The organism is Bradyrhizobium sp. WSM471 (genome assembly GCF_000244915.1).
GTDB lineage: Bacteria > Pseudomonadota > Alphaproteobacteria > Rhizobiales > Xanthobacteraceae > Bradyrhizobium.
Map to the genome: position 1 here is coordinate 43,101 of NZ_CM001442.1, position 20,723 is coordinate 63,823.

At 58.3% G+C, this 20,723-nt stretch carries 24 protein-coding genes and 1 pseudogene; 14 read left to right on the plus strand and 11 right to left on the minus strand.

What is annotated here, in order from left to right:
* Positions 1-109: 109 nt before the first annotated feature.
* The gene (locus BRA471DRAFT_RS00180; protein ID WP_231171011.1) at positions 110-2,446 is read left to right on the plus strand and encodes a TonB-dependent siderophore receptor; all 2,337 of its coding nucleotides are present in this window, start codon (positions 110-112) and stop codon (positions 2,444-2,446) included.
* A gap of 378 nt (positions 2,447-2,824) precedes the next feature.
* Positions 2,825-3,220 carry a hypothetical protein gene (locus BRA471DRAFT_RS35960; RefSeq protein WP_007603847.1) on the plus strand — a complete coding sequence of 132 codons (396 nt, stop codon included), beginning with the start codon at positions 2,825-2,827 and terminating at the stop codon, positions 3,218-3,220.
* A gap of 1,085 nt (positions 3,221-4,305) precedes the next feature.
* Here BRA471DRAFT_RS35960 and BRA471DRAFT_RS00190 read toward each other — a convergent pair.
* Positions 4,306-4,530, minus strand: coding sequence for a hypothetical protein (locus BRA471DRAFT_RS00190; RefSeq protein ID WP_007603848.1), 225 nt, complete (start codon positions 4,528-4,530; stop codon positions 4,306-4,308).
* A gap of 237 nt (positions 4,531-4,767) precedes the next feature.
* Here BRA471DRAFT_RS00190 and BRA471DRAFT_RS38605 point away from each other — a divergent pair, with 237 nt between their 5' ends.
* Positions 4,768-4,893: a hypothetical protein gene (locus BRA471DRAFT_RS38605; protein WP_231171125.1), complete on the plus strand. Its 126-nt coding sequence runs from the start codon at positions 4,768-4,770 to the stop codon at positions 4,891-4,893.
* 126 nt (positions 4,894-5,019) lie between these two features.
* Here the strand turns inward: BRA471DRAFT_RS38605 and BRA471DRAFT_RS00200 are convergent, their stop codons facing one another.
* Entirely contained in the window at positions 5,020-5,301 is a 282-nt protein-coding gene (locus BRA471DRAFT_RS00200; protein WP_007603850.1) for a hypothetical protein, read from the minus strand.
* A gap of 149 nt (positions 5,302-5,450) precedes the next feature.
* Here BRA471DRAFT_RS00200 and BRA471DRAFT_RS00205 point away from each other — a divergent pair, with 149 nt between their 5' ends.
* On the plus strand, positions 5,451-5,795 hold the full coding sequence (locus BRA471DRAFT_RS00205) for a response regulator (protein WP_007603851.1): 345 nt from the start codon (positions 5,451-5,453) through the stop codon (positions 5,793-5,795).
* Here the strand turns inward: BRA471DRAFT_RS00205 and BRA471DRAFT_RS00210 are convergent.
* Entirely contained in the window at positions 5,792-6,136 is a 345-nt protein-coding gene (locus BRA471DRAFT_RS00210; protein WP_035973458.1) for a response regulator, read from the minus strand. The genes BRA471DRAFT_RS00205 and BRA471DRAFT_RS00210 overlap by 4 nt on opposite strands.
* 156 nt (positions 6,137-6,292) lie before the next feature.
* On the opposite strand from BRA471DRAFT_RS00210, the gene BRA471DRAFT_RS00215 reads away from it, so the two are divergent.
* Together BRA471DRAFT_RS00215 and ligD are read left to right on the plus strand one after the other, a co-directional pair.
* Positions 6,293-6,544: a hypothetical protein gene (locus tag BRA471DRAFT_RS00215; RefSeq protein ID WP_007603852.1), complete on the plus strand. Its 252-nt coding sequence runs from the start codon at positions 6,293-6,295 to the stop codon at positions 6,542-6,544.
* A 492-nt stretch (positions 6,545-7,036) separates the two neighbouring features.
* The gene (gene ligD / locus BRA471DRAFT_RS00225; protein ID WP_063826333.1) at positions 7,037-7,915 is read left to right on the plus strand and encodes a non-homologous end-joining DNA ligase; all 879 of its coding nucleotides are present in this window, start codon (positions 7,037-7,039) and stop codon (positions 7,913-7,915) included.
* Positions 7,916-8,115: 200 nt separating this feature from the next.
* Here ligD and BRA471DRAFT_RS39240 read toward each other — a convergent pair whose 3' ends face one another.
* Positions 8,116-8,556, minus strand: coding sequence for a hypothetical protein (locus BRA471DRAFT_RS39240; RefSeq protein ID WP_083843110.1), 441 nt, complete (start codon positions 8,554-8,556; stop codon positions 8,116-8,118).
* Between the two features lie 244 nt (positions 8,557-8,800).
* Between BRA471DRAFT_RS39240 and BRA471DRAFT_RS00230 the strand changes: the two genes are divergently transcribed.
* On the plus strand, positions 8,801-8,983 hold the full coding sequence (locus BRA471DRAFT_RS00230) for a hypothetical protein (RefSeq protein ID WP_035973459.1): 183 nt from the start codon (positions 8,801-8,803) through the stop codon (positions 8,981-8,983).
* Between the two features lie 631 nt (positions 8,984-9,614).
* On the opposite strand, the gene BRA471DRAFT_RS38615 is transcribed toward BRA471DRAFT_RS00230, so the two are convergent.
* The gene (locus BRA471DRAFT_RS38615; protein WP_007603857.1) at positions 9,615-9,776 is read right to left on the minus strand and encodes a hypothetical protein; all 162 of its coding nucleotides are present in this window, start codon (positions 9,774-9,776) and stop codon (positions 9,615-9,617) included.
* A gap of 698 nt (positions 9,777-10,474) precedes the next feature.
* Positions 10,475-10,663, minus strand: coding sequence for a hypothetical protein (locus BRA471DRAFT_RS00240; RefSeq protein ID WP_007603858.1), 189 nt, complete (start codon positions 10,661-10,663; stop codon positions 10,475-10,477).
* Between the two features lie 198 nt (positions 10,664-10,861).
* Here BRA471DRAFT_RS00240 and BRA471DRAFT_RS39245 point away from each other — a divergent pair, with 198 nt between their 5' ends.
* Together BRA471DRAFT_RS39245 and BRA471DRAFT_RS39250 are read left to right on the plus strand one after the other, a co-directional pair.
* A complete protein-coding gene (locus BRA471DRAFT_RS39245) occupies positions 10,862-11,116 on the plus strand; it encodes a hypothetical protein (RefSeq protein WP_007603859.1) in 255 nt (84 codons plus the stop codon).
* 125 nt (positions 11,117-11,241) lie between these two features.
* Positions 11,242-11,331, plus strand: a pseudogene (locus BRA471DRAFT_RS39250) (DUF3606 domain-containing protein); the annotation flags it as partial.
* Between the two features lie 143 nt (positions 11,332-11,474).
* Here BRA471DRAFT_RS39250 and BRA471DRAFT_RS00245 read toward each other — a convergent pair.
* Positions 11,475-13,352, minus strand: coding sequence for a HAMP domain-containing sensor histidine kinase (locus tag BRA471DRAFT_RS00245; RefSeq protein ID WP_007603860.1), 1,878 nt, complete (start codon positions 13,350-13,352; stop codon positions 11,475-11,477).
* A gap of 532 nt (positions 13,353-13,884) precedes the next feature.
* On the opposite strand from BRA471DRAFT_RS00245, the gene BRA471DRAFT_RS00250 reads away from it, so the two are divergent.
* The 4 genes from BRA471DRAFT_RS00250 (at position 13,885) to BRA471DRAFT_RS39255 (ending at position 16,332) form a co-directional block, all read left to right on the plus strand.
* Positions 13,885-14,523 (plus strand): response regulator transcription factor, encoded by a 639-nt coding sequence (locus tag BRA471DRAFT_RS00250; RefSeq protein ID WP_007603861.1) that lies wholly within the window; start codon positions 13,885-13,887, stop codon positions 14,521-14,523.
* 157 nt (positions 14,524-14,680) lie between these two features.
* Positions 14,681-15,061, plus strand: coding sequence for a response regulator transcription factor (locus BRA471DRAFT_RS00255; RefSeq protein WP_007603862.1), 381 nt, complete (start codon positions 14,681-14,683; stop codon positions 15,059-15,061).
* Between the two features lie 110 nt (positions 15,062-15,171).
* A complete protein-coding gene (locus BRA471DRAFT_RS00260; RefSeq protein ID WP_007603863.1) occupies positions 15,172-15,882 on the plus strand; it encodes an ion channel in 711 nt (236 codons plus the stop codon).
* A gap of 186 nt (positions 15,883-16,068) precedes the next feature.
* On the plus strand, positions 16,069-16,332 hold the full coding sequence (locus tag BRA471DRAFT_RS39255; RefSeq protein WP_007603864.1) for a hypothetical protein: 264 nt from the start codon (positions 16,069-16,071) through the stop codon (positions 16,330-16,332).
* 309 nt (positions 16,333-16,641) lie between these two features.
* Here the strand turns inward: BRA471DRAFT_RS39255 and BRA471DRAFT_RS00265 are convergent, their stop codons facing one another.
* Positions 16,642-17,859, minus strand: coding sequence for an MBL fold metallo-hydrolase (locus BRA471DRAFT_RS00265; RefSeq protein WP_007603865.1), 1,218 nt, complete (start codon positions 17,857-17,859; stop codon positions 16,642-16,644).
* Between the two features lie 88 nt (positions 17,860-17,947).
* Positions 17,948-18,106: a hypothetical protein gene (locus BRA471DRAFT_RS38620; protein ID WP_007603866.1), complete on the minus strand. Its 159-nt coding sequence runs from the start codon at positions 18,104-18,106 to the stop codon at positions 17,948-17,950.
* Between the two features lie 668 nt (positions 18,107-18,774).
* On the opposite strand from BRA471DRAFT_RS38620, the gene BRA471DRAFT_RS38625 reads away from it, so the two are divergent.
* Positions 18,775-18,990: a hypothetical protein gene (locus tag BRA471DRAFT_RS38625; protein WP_198287850.1), complete on the plus strand. Its 216-nt coding sequence runs from the start codon at positions 18,775-18,777 to the stop codon at positions 18,988-18,990.
* 95 nt (positions 18,991-19,085) lie between these two features.
* On the opposite strand, the gene BRA471DRAFT_RS00275 is transcribed toward BRA471DRAFT_RS38625, so the two are convergent.
* Positions 19,086-20,102, minus strand: a complete 1,017-nt coding sequence (locus BRA471DRAFT_RS00275; protein ID WP_035973463.1) for a PIN domain-containing protein — start codon at positions 20,100-20,102, stop codon at positions 19,086-19,088.
* 204 nt (positions 20,103-20,306) lie between these two features.
* On the minus strand, positions 20,307-20,588 hold the full coding sequence (locus tag BRA471DRAFT_RS00280; protein WP_007603869.1) for a hypothetical protein: 282 nt from the start codon (positions 20,586-20,588) through the stop codon (positions 20,307-20,309).
* Positions 20,589-20,723: the final 135 nt, after the last annotated feature.

Consider the following 20,723-nt stretch of genomic DNA (forward strand, 5'->3'; position numbering starts at 1 on the left):
GCCGGCATTTTCGCTTAACCGCAGTGGCATCTCTCAGGGCGTGACCGGCCGCATGCCTGGCACTCGGTCTGGCCTGCTCATCTTGCTGCTCTCTACCTCGGTGTGCCCCATGGCAACGGCGCAGACCGCCGCCCGGGACACCTCCCGAGAGGTGGAGCCCGTGATCGTCTCGCCACCTGCCGCGCGACGGGCTCCCGCCGTCAGCGCGGGCGCTCAGAAGCCGCGGACGGCCCGCCGCGCCCCGGGGCGCAATCTGTCCGCTTCGGTGGTCGCCGTCCCGGCAACCCAGCCATTGAGCGGCCCGATTCAGACGCCGCTGAACACGGCCGCCGTTACTGGCGTTGGCTCCCGGCTTGGAATCACGGCACGGGAAATGCCCGCGACCGTCGAGGTCATCGACCAGCGCGTTATGCAGGAACTTGGCATCCGGACGACCACCGACGTCGCCAAAGCGGCGGCCGGCGTGACCGGCGGCGATGCTCCGGGTGCACCCGCCATCTTCTCGATGCGCGGCTTTTCCGGGGACCAGATCAGCACTCTCTACAACGGCATCCAGATCGGGCCATCGACCATGACCGGCCGCCCCATGGATGTCGCCGGATTGCAGCAGGTGGAGATCATCAAGGGGCCGGATTCACTCGTAGCCGGCTTAGGGGCGACCGGCGGCGCAATCAATTTCGTCACGAAGGCGCCGCACACCGGGCCTGTTGTCAATGACGCCTTCACCTTCTACGATTCCTTCAACGGTTATCGCGCCGGCTATGGTTCGGGCGGCAGCACACTGATCGACGGGCTCGACTACCGCTTCGACATCAGTCACTTCAACAACAAGGGATTTATCGACGACACCTATTCGAAGCTCAGCAATGTCTCGGGCCAGCTGAACTATCGCGTCAACAACAGCCTGAAGGTCTGGGGCGCGGCCGAGTACAGGCAGGATAAGGACCGCTTCTATTGGGGCACGCCGCTGGTGCCGGCGAATGCGCCGGGCATCGTGCCGACATCAGGCGTCGTTTCGGGCCAGTGGAGCAACTACTACCTCGGCGGCGGCACGCCGGTCCCGGTCACCGTCGATGCGCGCACGCTGACGACAAACTACAACGTGCTCGACAACCACAGCGGGGCGAACGAGCTGTGGCTGCGCAGCGGCTTTCAATGGGACATCACCAACAACATCTCCCTCAAGAGCCAGGTCTACGGCTATGACGCCCACCGGCACTGGTTCAATAACGAGATCACCTCATTTGATCAGACCGTAGGCAATTTCGCGGGCGCGCAGAGCATCTATCGCGAGCGCCTGGCGCTCGATCATGCGCAGCGGCTCTACGGCAACATCACAGACCTTACCGTCAATTCCAATCTGGCCGGCATGGACAACCGTTTCGTCGCCACCGTCGCGGCGAGCAGCTCGCAATTCAACGTCTCGCAGGACACGCTGTTCTCTTCGGACTACGTCGATCTCCTCAATCCGGACCGCGGCCTTTATGGTCCGCGCAGCGACGAGAAGATCTACACCCACCTCGACACGACCTCGCTGTCGTTCGAGGACCGGCTCAAGCTGACATCGACCTTCGCCCTGATCGGTGGCATCCGGTTCGAGGACATCAAGCTGGACCGCACGCGGTTTGATCCCGGTGGAGTGCTTGAATCCGCTAAGGGCTATCCCTTCTCGACGACGTTCAATCCCGTCACCGGCCGCATCGGCTACACCTGGGACGTCGCCCCTGGCGTGATGCTGTACAGCCAGTACGCGACTGCGGCAGACCCGACGGTGGCCAACATTTTCATCCTGGCGCCGTCGGTGCCGCTGCTCCTGACGACATCGCGGACCTATGAGACCGGGGTGAAACTGCAATCGGCCGACAAGCGCGCGGAGGCCACCTTCTCGGCCTTCGACATCGAGCGCAAAAACGTCTACGTTGCCGAGAGCGGCATCGTGTTCAACGTCGCCGGCAAGATCGAAGCAAAGGGCATCGAGATCGCCGCGGCGATCAACCCGGTCGCCGGCCTGAAACTGTGGGGCAATGTCGCCTTCGTGCAGTCGCGCTTCATCGATTTCAGCTATGTCGATGGTAACGGCGTGTTTCAGTCCTATTCGGGCAAGACACCGCCCAACGTGCCTAGCTTCGTTGCCAATGCCGGCGCGTCTTATCGCTTTGAAACGACACTGCCGGTCGAAATCGGCGGCCTGATGCGTCACGTCGGTGACCGCTTCAACTTCCAAGACAATCTCGTCACTATGAACGCTTACACCACGTTCGATGCGTTTGCGTTCGTCGATATTCCCAAGGCGTACTTCCCGAGTATCGACCGGACCCGCCTGAGCTTCCGCGTAAGGAATTTGACCAACAAGCTCTACGCGGCTTGGGGCGACCCCGGCTACATCGACCAGATAATCCTGGGCGCACCGCGGAGCTACGAGGTGGCGGCTTCATTCAAGTGGTAGCAGGTGCAGCATGCGCCGGCGGTTGGCCCGTAGCTGACCTGCAAGGCGGAGGCGGAGCCGAGCCTATCCTCGTTTTCAACATTCCAAGCAATCCTGATCCTGTACCTCAGGACAATAGGTTCGAAAGCCGAATTGAAGTTTTATTATCCCGTCTACGGCGCCCCCCAAGCGCCGTGACAACAACCCAGCCCCCCCAATGCCGCCCCAGTTTCCCAAACGCTGGGGCGGCCCCCCCTTTGGCCAGTTTTGTCGGCTCTGTTGAGCACGTATGTGCGTTAGGCTTACCTATAAAGGTTTTTAGCGGGAAGCCGGCCGAAGCGCCGGCCGACTCGGGTACCATCGCACAAAACCCGTCCGGTTTGCGTTCGGTGCATCGCGTTGAGTTTTCAGTTGTCTACATTGAAAATCCTTGCCGGCCAGCCCGATGGCCGTGGCAGTCTTGCGCTGATCAAGCAGCATCTGGCGGTATTCTATACGAGCGGGCCGGAATGGACTGCACGGATGAAGTCGCTTGCTGAGCGGGCTCCGCAGCTGGACATTTTCGCGCAAAGGCTTGTGGTGCGAGATGCTGGCGATTGGGTCATTACCGACGAAGGCCGCGCCGTCCTTGAAGCACTTGAGCGGCCAGCGTCAGGCAATTCATCTCATTCAGCAGAGGCGACCATTTCCGAAGGCGTCTCTCGCTTGCGAACCGCGCCGACAAGATCCTTGGAGCACCGTAAGCGCCGCCGCATAAAAAGGCGCAGACATCGAGGCTCAGAGTCATCTGCCTGAGGGCATCGGAGCGCAGGCAGCAGAAGGGCCGCTGTTTTGAGCAGCGGCCCTGCCGGGTGTGCAATTGGATCGAAATGAAATCTTTGACCAGCCCCGGTAAGGCAGCGTCGCCGTTGCCAGATGTTCCCGCCATAATCCATGTGAATCGAGACGCTGAAAAAGCGGCTCATCGCTGAGCGTGCCTACTAATGGCGACCGGCGAGCAGTCGGGCCGGGCGTCGTTGCGACTGGTCCTAAGTTAGGCGGTTGCAGGCCCGGGCGATGCCAGCCACTCGCTATTGCGGGGCCTTTTCAGCTTGGCGCTTGCGGATCAGGGCCTCGCGGGAGGTGCGAGACTTCTTGCCTCGAGATTGTCCAGGTCGCTCTTGTCGCCATGTACCTGAGCGCCTGGCTCTGGAGCAGCGCCACCGATGCTGCAATCTGTTCCCGAGACCGGCGGAGCATTTCCGCCGACATTTGCTTAGTCTCGAATTGAGGCTGCGGATCCGTCTCGAATGGCTTGTGTGTGAGCATGGCCGATTTTGACCCTCCTGCTCTATTAACATAGGTTAGAAAGCGCGGCCGACACGGTCCAAAAGTGGACGTTCCATGGCCAATTCGGCCGCGTTTACCAGCTGTGGCCGGCCACGTGCCTCATGGGTTAGGGTCAAGGTAAAGGCGCGAGGCCAGCCGGCGGATCTTCTTTTTAGTCTTTTGTCCGGTTCTCTCGCTGAGCCCTGATCTCGGCACGGGCGGAAGCGCTCTCTAAGATCGAACGCCTCAGCTCTCGGATCGCCTCCTCGCGACAACCTAAGAGCAGGCTGCGTTGATGCCGTACATCTTGAGCTTGTTTCAGGGCTTCGTCTGCGCGAGCAAAAATGGAATCAGACATGCTTCACCATGGATCCATCCGACACAGCAGCCATTTGCATAAGCTAATTGCCCCCCGCGAGTTCAAATCCGCTAGCGCTGTTCGAGCGACCGCAGGCGTAGCCCCGGCCTAGGAGGGACGAGGAGGCCGGGGCTTAGGATGGTCCTCGCGCCGGGCTGGAGGAATCGGCACGAGCAAGCCCAATTGCGGGTTCGCCCGTTCGTTCCTGGATTGCTCATTCCACCGCTCGCAGACCTCGCGCCGTCGGCTCATAACGCTGGCCGTGCTGTTCCAGCCAGCCACCTTCGACCATCTTCCGCGCCAGAGCCATCGAGCATACCGGCTGACTGCCACCGGGGTGATACAGGCCATCTGCGCGCTGGATCAGGTAGCCGTAGACGCGGCCCAGTCGCAGCGGCTTGATCATTCCAGGAAAGAGAACGACAGAGTGGTCGGGCATCGCCCAGTCCCGAACACGTCGGATGACTGGCCGGTTCCCGATCAGGTCGAGTGCATCCGCACCGAGTGATCCGGTACACGGGTTCTGACCTCATTTGTTAAGGCGCGAATCGCCGAAGCCTGTCTGAGAGATTGCCGGGCGAGGATTCACAGGGGTGGGGACATCAGAACGATGCAGCAGTCACGTTATCCGTTGCTGAGACGCTGGACGCCGGAAGAGCATCAACGACTGCTGGCGATGGCGGCGGCGGGCCGCCGACCAGACGAGATCGCCAGCGCGCTCGGCAGGACAGAAGCAGCCGTGCGAGGGCGCGCGCATGTACACAACATTCCACTCCGACTCGTCACTCAGAAGCGAAAGTGAGCCGAGGCTGTCTTCGGTTAGGCGACTCTTTTTCCGGATAGGCGTACCGTACTTCCCATGATCAAGGGCGTAGCCATAGCTGCTCTTCTGCTGGCTACGGCGGTTGTGACCCATTGCGGGCTACGCTCAATCTAAATCGACAAGATATGCTAGGATCAAGTCTTCGGTCTGTGCTTTGAGAGCGGCGTCTCGATAAATAGCAATCTCGGCTTGGTCAGCTCTGCGGATTGCCAGCTTCGCGGTCGAGGAGCAAAGCGGCACGCCATTCGATGTCAGGGCGATCAGGTCCTCACGAACCCAATCCTCTTTGCACAACTCGAATGCCTCAGGGAAATTCTTCGCTTCGAAGGCGAACGTAGCTTTGCCGTCAACGTCCATCGCGAATACGGAGCCCGATAAAACGGTCACTGAAACTCACTTTCGGTATCGAACAACCGTTGACCAAACACGGTCCCACAAATTATTTTAGGCGCAACGACCAGACTGAAGCCCAGAGCCATCCTAAGGCAACATAGCTTTGGATTAGTAGCCGGGTAAAATACGGGCGGGGTAGGGTTATGGCTTCTGTGCTTCTGATCGAGGATGAATCCCTTATCCGCATGATGATTGCGGACATGCTGGCCGAGCTAGGTCATAGCGTCGCTGGTGAAGCCAACGATTTGCAAAGCGGGCTTTCGCTCGCCTCCATGCCGGGCATTGATGCCGCCATTCTCGACATACAGCTTGGGGCACATAGTTCTGAGCGCATCGCAGAAACGCTGCAAAGCAACGGCGTTCCGTTTGCCTTTGCGAGCGGGTATGGGGCGGGCGGCGTGCCTGAAGGATTCAGCAAGTATCCGGTCCTTGAAAAGCCGTTCCCAATCGAAGAGCTTGAGCGCTGTCTCGCCTCCCTTTTGCGCTAACAAACGCCGGTCGTCTGCTGCATCACGCGTGCGAGGTCTTCTTCAGAGAACGGCTTCCTGAGCATCGGGAAGCCATCACGCCTCCGCTCGCGGCCAGATAGCTGAAGAACCTTGAGCGTCGGACGAATGCGCGTGGCTCGCTCGGCGAGTTCATGACCGTCCATGCCTGGCATGTTGATGTCGGTGATCAAGATCGAAATGTTCTGCTGCCGCGACAGTTTTTCGAGAGCTTCATCGCCGCTATGTGCGCATACCACCTCGCAGCCAATGTCTTCGAGCATGCTCGCGATCACGTCGAGTACGGCGGCGTCATCATCGACGACAAGAACTGTGTGAGTCATGCAAATGGCCTTCGCGAGTTAACATATGCGAATGGCTGAGGTTCCCTGAGAGCCATCGTGCGGGCTCAGCCGACGCTCCCGAAGCTTGCTCCACATTGCAACGTCCTTGACTTCAAGTTCCTGTTTTGTTCTATTGGACAAAATCCAGGTTCGCTAATGCCCACACTCGAATATCTCCGCTCGGAAATCGAACGCATGCGCTCGCAGGTCAATCGCCAGCGCAAGGAAATGCTGCAGCTTCAGCGCGCCGGGTTGTCTACCGCCTCAGCTGAGACCCTGCTTCAGCGGATGCTAGGCAAGGTAGACGACCTCTGCTCTGAGCGAGACCGGCAGGTGCGGGCAAAGGAATGCCCGACCTATGTGTCCGGCAAGCCGATAAGGGGCACTCCGGCAAACCGAAGGATGTGATGGATAACCTTCGGCGGTTTCCGGCGCCTTGGGTGATGGTGGAGGAGGAGCAATGTTTCCGCGTGAAGGACGCAAACGGCTTCTCAGTCTGCTCTGTCCCGCACCGCGAAGACCTTCACCGGCGGCCGTACCAATACGCCGAGCAATTCCTAACCCGTGACGAGGCGAGACGGATCGCCAAGGCGATCTCGCGGCTGCCGGAGCTTCTGAAGAGGCCCCAATATTGAGGGCATTCCTCTGGGTGAACGCTCTATCACATCGCGTTCCCTAACCGTTCGGCGGCCGTTCTCGTTGACGTTGAAAATACAACCTGGAATCGCGATTGCGGTTGTATGAAGAACGCGTGGGAACGCCGGTTTGGCTTCGCGGTTGGAGAGTCGTGACTAAGGTAGGTAGACTGCCCCGCCGTCGGCTCCCCCACCGACGGCGGGCTTTTTGTGAGTTGCGTTAGTGGCAAAGCGTACCCGAGCTCCGGCCAAGAAGCTTGCTTCCATGCCCGGCTTTATCAGCCCCCAGCTTGCGACCCTGAAGATGAAGGCTCCTTCGGGCGCGCAATGGATTCACGAAGTCAAATACGACGGCTACCGCATACAGCTCCACATCGACGGTGACGACAGAAAGGCCTTTACCCGTAACGGCCACAACTGGGTCAACCGGTTCTCGCTCATTGCCGGGGCCTTCAACATCCCGGGCCAAGCCATCGTGGACGGGGAGGTGGTCGTCATCCATGAGGAGCGCACCAACTTCTCCGAACTTCAAGCGGACCTCGGCAGAGGCGACCAGGACCGCCTCGTTTACTTCGCTTTCGATCTCCTGTGGCTGGACGGCGTAGACCTCCGCAAACATGCGCAGCTCGCCCGCAAGGAGCTGCTGAAGCAGCTAATGAATGAGAACGGGCTGGAAGCTCCCATCTTCTACAGTGAGCACCACGAAGGTGACGGGCAGGCGCTGTTCGAGGCGGCCAGCAAGCTGAACTACGAAGGCATCGTCTCCAAGCGGGTTGACGCACCGTACCGGTCGGACCGGGTTGAGGCCTGGCAGAAGATCAAGACAGTGCAGCGCGAGAAATTCCCTGTAGTTGGTTTCGTGAAGGACCCGTCTGGCGTCGCCGCGCTCTACCTCGGCAAACAGGATGGAAAGGAGCTGTGCTATATGGGCAAGGTAGGGACGGGTTGGAGCCGGAACAAGTCGGCGGAGATCCGCAAGGCTCTCGATACCGTCGTCAGCCCGAAGCAGAAGCTCACCAAGCCTGTCAGGAAACCGAAGGCCACATGGGTCGAGCCAAAGTTCTACGCCGAAATCGAATACCGGGACATCACCTCTGAAGGCCTGCTTCGTGCCAGTTCGTTCAAAGGGCTAGCCAAGAAATAGCTCATGTACATTCGACCCCTGTGCGGCCTAATGATGCCTCTTTGTAAGCGATGAAGATGCGATGGCGTTGACGCGCGAACGATCTCTGCTCAAAGAGCAGGACTACTCCTGCTCACGCGCACCTGACTAAGGTTGCCGGGGCGGATCGCGCACTTGGAGGCGCAGCTTCTCCGAGCGGCTGGCCTCCCTCGCGCGCGGGATCAGTAGGGATACTGGTTGCAGATATAATTGCCATAAGCGTCGTAGCAGTTGTTGTAGCTGCCGTATGCGGCTGCGCCGAGCGCAGCGGCTCCAACCGCAGCTGCCCCGTATCCGCGATAGGGGTATCGACCTGCATAGCCTACGCCCGGGCGATAACCTGGGCGGCCCGCGACGGGGTAGCCGGGACGGCCCGGACGACCTGCTATCGGATGCGAGGGACGAACTCGTCCAGCATAGCGGCCGCCGCCATGGTACCGTCCTGCACCGCCATGGACGCGACCGGCATGCATGCCACCGCCACGGAATCCACCTCCATGAAATCCGCCGCCGCCGCCACGGAATCCGCCGCCACCTCCACGGCGAGCATAGGCGTCATCGGGGATCAAGGTTGCGGTCAACAATACGAGAGCTGCGAGAGCAACGAGAATACAACGAAGCATGGTTCATTATCTCCCTTTGAAGCGCCCCGGGTTTTGAAAAGCTGCAGCCGGTCCACTGCAGCAAGTTGACTTAAATCAACGAGACCTGCTGAGCCCAGTCCGCCAGAGACATCACGAGTATGGTTGCAAAAAAATCGTCTCGTCCGGTTGAAGCCCGGAACTCGGCAGCCTTTGAGAGACTTACCCGCTACACGATAGCGTTTCTGCCAGCCTAAGCCGTGAATTCAGCGGCCTTTCAAAAACCATGTCTAAGCATGCAGTCGACTTTCGTCGTGAGTACGAGATGTGCCGCGAGCAGGCCGCCAAGACTGACGTGGCGGCATCAAAGGCGCAGTGGCTGGTGTTTGCGGACGAGTGGCTAAAGCTGGCGCTGACCGAAGAGGCTCTGGCGAAACGCAATGCGGTAGAAGCGGTCGCTGCGAAGTAAAACGATCCGGGCAGGACGGGCTCTATAGAAGCCTCTCGTCATTGCTCCTTAAGGGCACGCGCCTTTATGCCAAAACAATTCAGCACGGAAACCCAGGAACTGTTGGATCGCGCTCAGCGCGCAACAGACTAGGCGATTGCGCTCCGCATATTGAGCCGCAGTTAGCTCAAGGGTGCCGAGATGCACATTCCAATGGTTGGAATCTCGATCTTTCGGAAGCGTGCGCAGCTGTTTCGAAAGAAGGGCTAAGCCGCATCAGTGCGCGCCCGGACGCCCTTCTAGCGGAGACAGGGCGCCGGCTTCAGGCGACTGGAAAAGGTGGGCCGCTCCGCTGGCCCCCGGTCAAGTGAGCCAGCAAGACCCCAAGCCTTCCTCCACGCGCTCGTTCCCAGTTCTACCGCTCATGATTTTACCGAGATTCAGCCAGCTCGCTCCTGCACAGACACATGCGCACCTTGGTCCGGTGGGCATTGAAGTACGATTCCGTCGAGCAACTCGGCCTCAAGCTCCGGCAACGCTAGGAGCGCCAGCAACGGCGGCACGGCAAAGCCGGCCGACACCCCCGCCGAGGCCAAGTTGGCCGAGCAACTCAAGAAACTGTTCTGCCCGATGAGCCAGGCCAGCAAGCCCCTCACTGCAAATCGCGGTAGAGTGCGATCCCGATCATAAGCAGCGAGACAGTTGCAAGCACCAGCGGGCAGACAAGTGGCAGTTTTTGCAGCACAGCGATGAGTGCTGGCCGTCCAATAACAGTTCTCTTCACCCGCGCGAAGCGCCAGCCTGCGACACCCATTCGGACAACTCCGTTTGGCCCCCAGCAGCGGCAGTCTGACTACTATCAGCGCGAAAGCCCTCGCCTGGCTATACCAGTCAGGCCGGAACCTAAGTGAAGGTAAAGAAAGCCTTTAAACTTTGCGCTAACGCTCGCCGCGCATCATGATCACGGCTATGTTTGGCGCAAGATCACAAACTTTTGGCGTAAATTGCCGAGATAGAAATCGGCGTTTGTATTAACGCCTTGCAGCTGGCAACAGCGGCCGACCGAGGTTTGATGACCAACCAACCACCTATGCGCGTCTATTTCGGTTGCTTGTTTTGTGGTGCGCTTCATAGCGCGATTCAGATAAAGCGACCGGTCGTTGGAAACGGCCGCTTTGATTGTAAGGAGTGCAGGCAAACACTCCATCGTTGGTGGGGCGTATACGACTTTACCGATTGGAAAGGACCGCTCGAAGCTTAGCGGGCGATTGCGCAGGTCGGCGGCCCGTTGTCCGGACTAGCAACCGCATGTCTGATGAAGAGCCACAAACCGCAGCAGTTATTACGAAAAATTGGCTCTGCTTGAATGCGGCCATGCCCGTCCTCAACGGCCACGCCTGGACCAGCCGCTATCCCGGATCGTCGAGGCGGCGTTGCGCAATAGTAACGCGCGCCTTTGTGATCGATGGCGAGTGCATCGGCTCGAATTTGCCCCGATTCCCGCTTTACGGACTATCGCTTGAAGTCTGTCAGCTTGCGCATGTAGTAGCCCTGTCTCTCAACTACTAGCCTAATGTCCAGGCTCACAGCCGTTACTTTTTTCTTCTTCCGCCATTTGCCTGGCACCTCATGAAAAGGAATCGGCAGACCATTGCGCACAACTAAGAGATCGCGCCTGTCATTCAGATACACGTCGAACATCTTGAAGGCCTCCAGCCGATCATTGAACTGTCGCAGGGGTGCATCCCTGGCACAAGGCTGCCCTGACGCCGCATAAGCCTTTGGCCTAAAGGCCCTCCCTTGATCTAGGTCAAGGTCAGCGATCCCGCGCAGCTCAGCAGTGTTCAACTGCCGCTGAAGCGACTTGCGCGTTTTCGGCGGTGCCAGAGGAGGTTCGCCATGAAGAGTCTTTCGATCAAGTCAGCAACACTTGCCGGGGTCGCCGCCAGCGTCGTGTTTGGGTTTGCCTGTCTCGCGCTCACTCCAACGCCGGCCAACGCGATCGTGTACTGCACCTACGTTGGGTATCCCGGGGGGTGTGTTGCCCGGGCCGGGGTCGTGCTCAGGCCTCGCCCGGTCGCGCGCGCTGCCGTCCGTCACAACGCTGGCGGCAATATGAATGGTGGCGTCAATCGCGTCGGGGTGCGGCGGTAAGGCAGGGCGCTTGCTCCGCATCCGGGCGCCTTTGTGCTACAAGCCTAAGCTCCGCGTCTGACGTGCAACACGCTTTCGCGAAAGCCGACGACGAACTGATCAGATATCTCCGATTGCAGAAATTGGCTCTTGGTGTTTCCAAGGACGAGCTACAGAAGGCCATCGACAATGTAGGCAAGTCGGCCGCCGCGGTTCGCAAAGAATTGGCGGCGTAACCGAGGCGCGCGGTATGCTTGCGATCTTTGGAGCAAGGCCCGCGCGTTTTTTACGCCATGACTACTCCAACTGTCCCATCTGCTTTGACTTAGGCTTGGGTCTGCCGAAACCACCGCGTTCGGTGTATGGCTGCCGTTTTGCGTCAACCGACCAAAGGAAGCCTGATCCGGAACGATGCCCCGCCGTGATCGCGATTTCTGGCCGAGATGACCCCGTTGTGCGCCTCGATAATGGTGCGTGCGATGGACAGCCCCATGCCCATGCCCTCCACCTTGCTGGTGTAGAATGGCTCAAAGACCTCTTTTAATTTGTCTTCGGGAATGCCAGAGCCGCGATCCGACACCGACACCTGCGCAAACTTTCCGGCACGCGAAGTTCGAATGCTGATCCGATTTTCGCTCGACGTGTCCTTCATCGCGTCCATCCCGTTCACGACAATGTTCAGAATGACCTGCTGAAGCTGGATGCGGTCGCCGAGGACCGGAAGCGAATCCGGTGTGCGCACGTTAGTCATTTCGAATTTCCGGCCAACGGCCAGTGCCGAAATAAACTGGATCGTTTCTTGCACGACTTCATTGAGATCGAATTGTTTCAGTTCGAAAGGAGCCTTTTTCAGCAGGCTGCGCATCCGTCGGATCACTTCGGTGGCGCGCCGGTCGTCATTTAGAATATCGCCCAAGATCTCGCTTACTTCGTTGATATCTGGGTTGGCGGACTTCAAGATCGCCTGTGCCGTCTCGGTATTAGTGAGAATAGCGCCGAGCGGCTGGTTGATTTCATGCGCAATTGAGGCAGTCAATTCGCCTGCCGTCGAGAAGCGATTGACGTGAGCCAGTTCCGACATTCGCTGCCGCGACTGCACTTCGGCGAACTGACGTTGCCGATGCTCGTGCAGCAGGACCAAGATAAGCCCCGCCTGTATCAGAAGAGCGGCCACAACGGATGCGATCAGCCATGAATACTGTTCCCACACGGATGGCTCGCGGAAGTAGACCGTGCTGCCGGGCGGCAGGTGGCTGTCGCTGATCCCAAACCGCTGCATTTGCCGCCAGTCGAACCTTGGCAGCTCGAATTGGCTGGGTGCGACCTTTACGTCACCAGCTTTTTCACCGTTTAGAATACGGATGGTCGCTGCGGCTGCGATGGCCATGCCTTTCTCAATCGAATGCATGGAGCCGCCGACAATCGAGCCATCAAAAAATCCGTCAAGGTAGGAAAAGATGGGAGCATTGGCTGCAGCAGAGAGCCTGTGCAATGCGGCAGTGCCCTCATGTGTAACGCCTGCCGCGTCAACGCTCATCAGATGCCAGAAGATGGCGCTGTGAGGTGGAAGATGTGCCGCGTCTTTCAGGATGTCTTCAAACGACAGCTTGTTGTACCATCGCAGTTCAACGCGCCCGCTGAACGGTGCGAGTTCTCGCTCGAATACACCTTGCCAATATGTTTCATTGGGTGACGCCCCATTGACCACCGCGATCACTTTTGTATCGGGCAACGTTTTCAAGATCGTGTCGATGGCGGCTGGAAAATTGTGAGCCGCAGCGGCCACGGTGTCATACTCAGTCAGCTTGTCGTATCTGACCCGTCGCGCCTCGACGGAAGTAAACATCATTGGTGTCGTCGGGAAAAGCTGAGCACGATAGCGCTGCACGAATTCGGCGGCTGGCGCGCCGAGGGCCACAATGAGGTCGGGAGGCTTGGCCCCATACAATGCTTGGAGGTACCCGACAAATGGTGCGAGCGCCTTGTCATCGTCCACTCGAGCGGTCAAAAGCGAGTGGTCCTGAAAGTCGATTGGGACGTTCGATTGCTTGATCATTTCAGACCGAAGGTATTCTGCGAAATCGGTCCATGGCTTGAAGCGGAGACCGAACGATTGCAGCATCAGAACGCGCTTAGGCTCTGGATCAGCCGCCCGACTTTGCCCGAGCGTTACCAGCAATAATGCGATTACCAGCGGAGCGGCGAAGGTCCGCCTGCAAAAGGATCGCCATGATAGTGCGAACAGCCAAAACCGCATTGCCATCCTAGTCCCCGGCTCCTAGCCTAACGGCACGGCAGAATGTTTAACAGGCCGAAAAACGGCTGTGACGGCTTGCCTGGGAGCGGCGATCAGGTCTGGACCCAGCTACCCAGCGCAGCGGACTGCAACGATGCCGAGGGACAATAAAATTCCGGCCGAAAGTTTGGTTTTACTGCACGCGCCAGCAGTGGCTGAGCGTTTAGGCTAGGGGGGCGCCCGAGCTTCAACCGGAGCAAGCCATGCGAACGCAAAACCCTTGACCGTCTCCAGAACGGCAACCCGCTGTTCACCGGGTCACCATCGTCAGCGCTCGCGCCCGGCAGCAGCGGGCAGCCGCGGGAAGGGCAACGACTCGCACCATCACCGCCTCATCGTCACGATGGCAGGCAGCGCGGCAGTGGCAGTGGCGGTGGCACAAACTGCATAGTCGCCTTCGAACCGACAGATCAGCCATGCCGCAAAAGAGCGCTAAACGATACTCGCTCACCTTGAATTGCGAGGTACCCTCTTTGCAACGGAAAGAGGACCGGTGCAGGGGCTTGTGCATATTGTTGACGATGATCCGTCCTTTCTGACGGCTATGGAGCGTCATTTGAAGCATGCGGGTTACGAGGTCGCCGTCTATGCCTCAGCGCAGGCGTTGCTGGACCGATTGCCGGGCACCAGCGTCCCGAGCTGCATCCTCCTCGATGTACGGATACCCGACCTAGATGGTCCGGCACTGCAAGCGCGGTTGAACGAACTCGGCTCGACAGTGCCAATTATATTCGTCAGCGGTCATGTCAACATACCCGTCACGGTGCGCGCCTTAAAGGCGGGCGCGGATGATTTCCTAACAAAGCCGGTGACGTCCGATAACCTTCTTTCGGCAATTGAACGAGCTTTCGCACGCCACCGCGCCTTCCGGGAGCAACAGACTAAGCTCGATGTTGTTCGCGCCCTCATCGCCAAATTGACGCCGAGGGAGCGGCAAGTATTTGAACTGATAGTTGGTGGCAAGACCAACAAGCAGATCGGCAGCATCTTGGGAACGAGCGAGCGGACGATCAAGGCCCATCGCCACGCGGTGATGGAGAAAATGCAGGTTCGGACCTTGGCTGAACTTGTCGCGGTTGCTGAACGGGTCGGTGTCATTGGCGATAAGCCCAATAACGGACCTATGGCCTAGGCCAGTTCTCGACCGTTTTCAATTTATTGGCCTATGGGACACTTGTGTCAGATTCCCGACATACCTATTGATTCTCATCAGCACCGAGTCGCCAGCGGCAAACATGGGTGACTGAGAGAGCCGGTGCGCTCCCGCTTGTCATCGGAGCGCAATCCAAATGGGTAGAAGCGACCCTGTTTTGGTCGTCGATGACGATCCTGGAATGCTGCGGGCCGTCGATCGGCTGCTACGTCGGCATGGCTATGAATCCATCCTCTTCTCGTCTGCCGAAGAGCTGGAGCAGCACCCCGACGTCGTCAACGCACTCTGCATCATCTTGGACATCAAGCTCAACCTGCGATCCGGGATCGAACTCCGACATCAACTCAAAGCGCGAGGCGTTTTGGTCCCCGTCATTTTCATCACCGGCAATGAGACCCCTTCCGTTCGCGAGGCCGCACTGCTGTCCGGATGCGTCGCATTTCTAACGAAGCCGTTCTCAGCGCACGAGCTGATCGAATCGATCAAACAGGCGGCAGGCGGCGAACTCCTTCACTGAGCGCGCTTAGGATTGCTCCCGTTCCCTTGATCTAGGTCAAGGAGGCTGAACTTTCGTCCGGAATTGTACAAAGGTGCAGCGCTGCGGTCAGCCAGGCCTTAGGAACATCGATGAAGACGCCCGTACGCGAGCTGCGCCGTTTGCGCGGAGAACGCATTGACTGGCTGCTTTCGGTGCTCACCGGGGTGCTGGCATTACTGATTTTTGTCTTCGCCCCGCTACAAGCAATGGGCATTACCGCCTTCCATCTGTTTGCGGATGGTCTACTGGTAGCGATCATCGTCAGCATGGTGATCATCTCGAACAACCCAACCGCTCTGGTTCTGATGTCGCTCGCGCTCGTTTTCAACGTCGCCGTCTTCTTCCTGCGCATTTATTACCCAGTACCGTACCACCTTCATATTTTGGCCGGTGCATGGCTGGTCATCGCCTGCACGTTAGGCGTTGTCGTGGTACAGGCCGTCTTCAGGCGAGGTCTCGTTACGTATCACCGAATTATCGGAGCGATCCTTCTGTACTTGTTGATTGCGGTGGCCTTTGCAACCCTGTTTCTGTTTGTAGGGCTGGCGGCTCCCGACGCAATCAAGGGGATAGCTTTCGAGGACGATCATTCAGTCGCCGCATCGCTTTTTTACATAAGCTTCGTCACGCTTACATCGACCGGATATGGAGACATCGTTCCGGTACATCCGTTGGCGCGAAGTCTCTGCAACATCGAAAGCGTAATCGGCCAGCTTTATCCGGCGACCCTTCTGGCGAGGCTCGTTACCCTCGAGCTCAGCAGTGCCAGCTCAGCGCGTAAACCCACCCCTACCACCTGAGCCGCAGGAGCTGCACCGACACGCGTGCGCTGCACTCGCGTCCTGTGGGGTTTCGCCCGTCGCAAGGCAAACTCTCGGTTGATCTATGTCAAAGCGGGCGATCCTTTAGCGGACACGCTGCGTGCAGCCGCACCTGAGACGGCGTCCGTGCGTCTGTTGCGCAGGCACAAAAGGGAGACCCGCACCATGCATCCCAAGAAGCGTCTTTCGATTAAGTCCGCGACTATTAGCGGGATCGCTGCTAGCGCCCTGTTGGGCCTTGCTGGTCTCACGCTCAATCCAGGCCCAGCCAATGCCATCGTGTATTGCCAATACACTGCCTATCCGGCGGGTTGCGTTGCTCGGCCCGGCGTGGTGCTGGGTGCGCGTCCGGTAGCCCGCGCTGCGGTACGCCATAACGCCGGTGGCAATGCCAATGGTGGTGTCAACCGCGTTGGAGCTCGGCGGTAAGGAGTTTTTTCGGCGGATCGCGATCAAGAAAAAAACCGTCGTCGCTTCGTCCCGGAGGCGGCTTTTTTGTTCCCGCGCACGCCTCAGCGCAGGCCCAGGGAGACCGTGAGAACGCAATCGCACGGCTCAACCGGCCTCAGACTTCAGCACTAAATCCCCAACGCAACCCGGAAAGCATCCGGTTGAGTGGGTGCCGTCGCGCGGTCCCCCCATTTGTTTCCCTCTCTCAGAGGACCCCAGCGCCGACATCTCTTGATAGTGCGTCCGGCGGCAGGCGGCGCAGGCCGGGAGCGGACATCTTTCCGATTTTCAACCTTTTTGAGGTGACGCCGCTGTCTGACCAATGCCAATCTGCATCAGGTCTCGGCCAATCACCAGTTCACCGGAGAAGCCCTTGCCTGCGGGTAGCAGTTGTTCTCGCGTTGCGTTGCCGGGCACAATGTGGCTGAGGACAAGTTTCTTCACGCCTGCGGCTTCCGCTACTGCTCCAACCTCTTCGACCTGCGTATGGGCATTTAGCAGATGCTGCACTAAACCTTCGTTCGCAACGGAACGCGGCGTAGGAAAAGCGCGATAGATAGCACTCGTCACGATAACCTCGTGAACGAGTACGTCTGCGCCTTTTGCAAGTTTGATCAAGTTCTCGCACCGCCCCGTATCGCCGGAGAACACAATGGAGCCATCGTCAGTGTCGAAGCGATAGGCAAATGCGGGCCAGACGGGAGCGTGATCCACCAAGGTAGCGGAAACGCGTACGCGATCATCCTCGAAGATTTTGAATGGCTCCATCGGGGGAGAAGGCGTTTCATTGGGCGATTTGAAACCGGCGATTGCCGGAATATCAATGTCGTGCACCTCGACCACCGCTTCGAGGTTCGGCTTCCCGTTGTCGCGCATTCGGTCATTCAAATCCGTCGCAAAAGCTTGATACAGGTAGCCCGTCATATCCTTGATGCCGGGCGTGGGGTTTTCGGGGTTGATGATTGGCACAGTCGGAGCCGAAGTGCCGGGCAGTGAAAAGACAGGCGCCATTTGACCTCGCCGACCCGGGCCAAAGACCTTGAAGGGGGTGGATCGGCGGTCGAGCCCAACGAACAATCCGATGAACAACAGATTAGCATAGTCGACTGTATGATCGGAGTGGAGGTGGGTTAGGAAGAGCGCTCTCACTCTGTCGTCCATGAAGCGGCTACTTGCTGGCGATATCGCCTGCTGGAGGCGTTTCCCGGCACCCTCGCCGCAGTCCACGATATAGTAGGCGTCACCAACCGCCACGACCGACGAAATGCCGCTTTGGTCCGAATTCGGGTACCATGTCGGACCGCCTGAGGTGCCCAGCAGGATGAGCCGTGACCGCGAATTGCTGACATCTCCCGATATTTGTGCGAGCTGAATTCGTGTATCGACGCTGCCGTCGCCTGCGACGGCGGAGCTTATCATGGGCGCAAATAGGCTGATGGCGCTCCCCGCGATGAAGCCACGGCGCGTAAGAGCTTGTCGAACCGCGTGTCCAATCGGATTGCTCATTTATTCCCCCAGACAGCTTCATGAGAACAGGCTCTCGCGAATTCAGTGGATCAATGCGTTCCGCCTGCGTTCAAATGACGTGAATTGTCTAGAACCAATCGCCCGGAATGTATCTGTCGAGCAGCAGAACGCTCACGGATAACAGGAGACCCACGCCGCAAAACAACGCCACCGATACAAACGTCTCGATTTCCGCAATTGCTTGGGTTGGTGCGTTGGGAAAGAACCGTGCCGCCAATGCAGTCATTTCTCTCTCCTGCGTTAGAAGTGCTCGCACTTCGCAGGTTAAGGGTGCTCCTTCCATTGTTTCAGGACGATTGCGTCGGTCGATTAATGAGGTTTCTTCGCAGCGTAAACGCCAGCGGTAAGATCGCATCACACGCCTCCGCGCTTATCGCGTCTCACGACCGTGACAGGGTCACGACACACGCTCGATCGCGTCACACGATCAGCAGGGGACGCCCGTGGTGCGCGTCTGGGCTCTTCGACGCATTCGGCTATAGTCCGCACGGGGATGCACCAGCGCGCGTCCCTGCCACAGAAATTGCGCCGAAACGCAACCAAAGCGCAGGGCGAAGCCCGGGTGTAAGCAACCGATGCAGGGCCGTCCGTCGCAATTTATGCACAGCTATCGATCGCCCGGCGGATCGCGTCACAAATGACGACACCCAAGACTTATCGCATCGTTTTCTAAAGGTTTTTTCGTGTGAACATTTCATGCGCAGGGGGAAGCCTGGCCTGCGAAGGCTATGATGTGCTCAGGGTTGATCGCAATGGCTCAGTCAGGCGACGAGCCGTTGCCCTTCATGCTCCAAGGCCTTGGTGACAGGCGCTCCGACAATCCGCCGCAGCTCCGCTGCGACGCCCTCCAACACTGCGCGCTTCTCCTTCATGCGCTTGGAGTGGTTGTAGACCTTGCCCGTGACGGTCGGCGACGGTGGTGTCGCCCTTCTTCGTCACTGCGTGATCAAGGCATTTGGCGATGGCAGCGTCGTCGAAACAGAGATCACCGGCGACGACGAGATCGAAGCGCTCGGCCTGATGCCGTGGATGAGCCCACCCTGCTATCCCAACATGAGCGCGCTTGATCAGCCCCTATGGCGATGCCGGTGCGAAGCGCGAGAGCGCTGAGCTGGCGCTGCGAATGCGACGGTGCGGATTCAGTAGGTGGCGTCCTGACCCGGCGCGTGAGTGCGACAGCATCGAAGCCGTGGAACGTCAGTGCATCACCATCGGAAAGAGCGCGAGTTAATCTCGTTGATGCTAACCTGCACGGTCTGCCCCGCCAAAGAGATTGAGTCGAACTCAAGATTTCCTGTTAATTGGTCAAAGCGAAGGACGACTTCCGGGTAAAAATATTCTGTGCGAGTTTGGGATATCCAATGGTGGCGGCTGGGTTCGTATTCATCGTAGCGCCCCTGAACCTCAACCTCGATACCGAGCGATACTTCCACCTCGATTTCGGGCTCACAGGTAAAGGTCTGTCCCTCCTGTTCTAAGACGTTTAGCGACAGGACGTTCACCGAATAAACGTCCTCTACCCGGGCCGCTATGATGTTCACTTCCTCAGCTCGGTTGTAGCGACTGTACTCAACGTCAAAGCCCTTGATTTCGTCAATTATACTGTCACTGAGATATTCGCTCGCGCCAAGAGCCTTTTCGAGCGCATCGTGTACTTCCTGTGAAACAGTTGCTTGAGATATAATTTCCGCAATCGATTCTGAATGAAACAATGGACCAGCTTCAGAGCAGCAACCTCGCAAGTCCGGGTCGTCGGACACGACGTAGGCTGTTGAGCTATTCTGCTGGCACCACCTACGAATAGACGCGACTGAGATCGCATCGGGAAACTCGGCCTTCTTCTTGGCGCTGAATGGAGGCCGCCGAGCGAAGTAGTCGTCAAGGATGGCGTTCACATCTGAAATCAATGGGACCTTAACGGCCTTGGCATGTTTCAGAAATCCGTCGAACGCTGCCTCCAATGTGCTGATTGCGGTTGTTTGATCCCTCACACGTTCAACAGCCAGCGAAGCGCCGAGTTGCTCCAAAATGCCGCTGTGCTTCATAACTGAGGAGCTTGCTTCGACGAAAAGTTCTCGAAGCTGGGACTTAACCTCTCCAATGGTTATATCCGTGACAAGGAGCCGAAGCTGGCCCGCCTTCGCGAACTCGGCAAGCTTGGACAAAGCACGCCCGTTCCAGTCGAAACGAGCTTTTCGCAAGGCCTGCGTATCGACAAACACGAACCGTGTTCGAAGATGCGGACGCTTAATCTCACTTTCCGGCGCTGGTTCATTCACTGGGTGGCATTACCTCTCAGCGGCATTCCTGTTTCTAAAGGAACTGTGCTACTCGCCTTGTTCATGCGGCGGGCAGCGTCCGCCGGTTGGCACGAGATCATCAAGTCGAACATGCTGCTCTTCTTGTGACGCTGCTCTGGCAGTGGTTCACATGAGCCTCACCACCATGTCGGCGGCGCTGCGGCAATCGATCAGTTTGTAATCATCGAATCGGGGGGTGCAGAAAAGGCTCCTGCTCATCAAAGAACTTTTTCGCGATCTCAACCGTGCTGCTAGACGCCCAAAGTGTACCGGGAAGATTCCCCATTTCATTTTGGACACCTTCACCCCCGATTGTGCCACCCCGATCATGATCTGATCACCATTCTCTAGTGGCAGCCGGGCAAAACACATTGAGGGCGTGTCTTTCTTCACGATGATCTCACCCATGTCCGTCCCCCAAGCGCCCGGCCTCATTGACGGTTCGTTGTGACCCTGCCCACATTGCGCCCGCGTGCGTCATAGATCGTCATCGGATTTCCGCTGGTGGACTCTCGGCTGATCACACGGCCACGGCCACGGCTA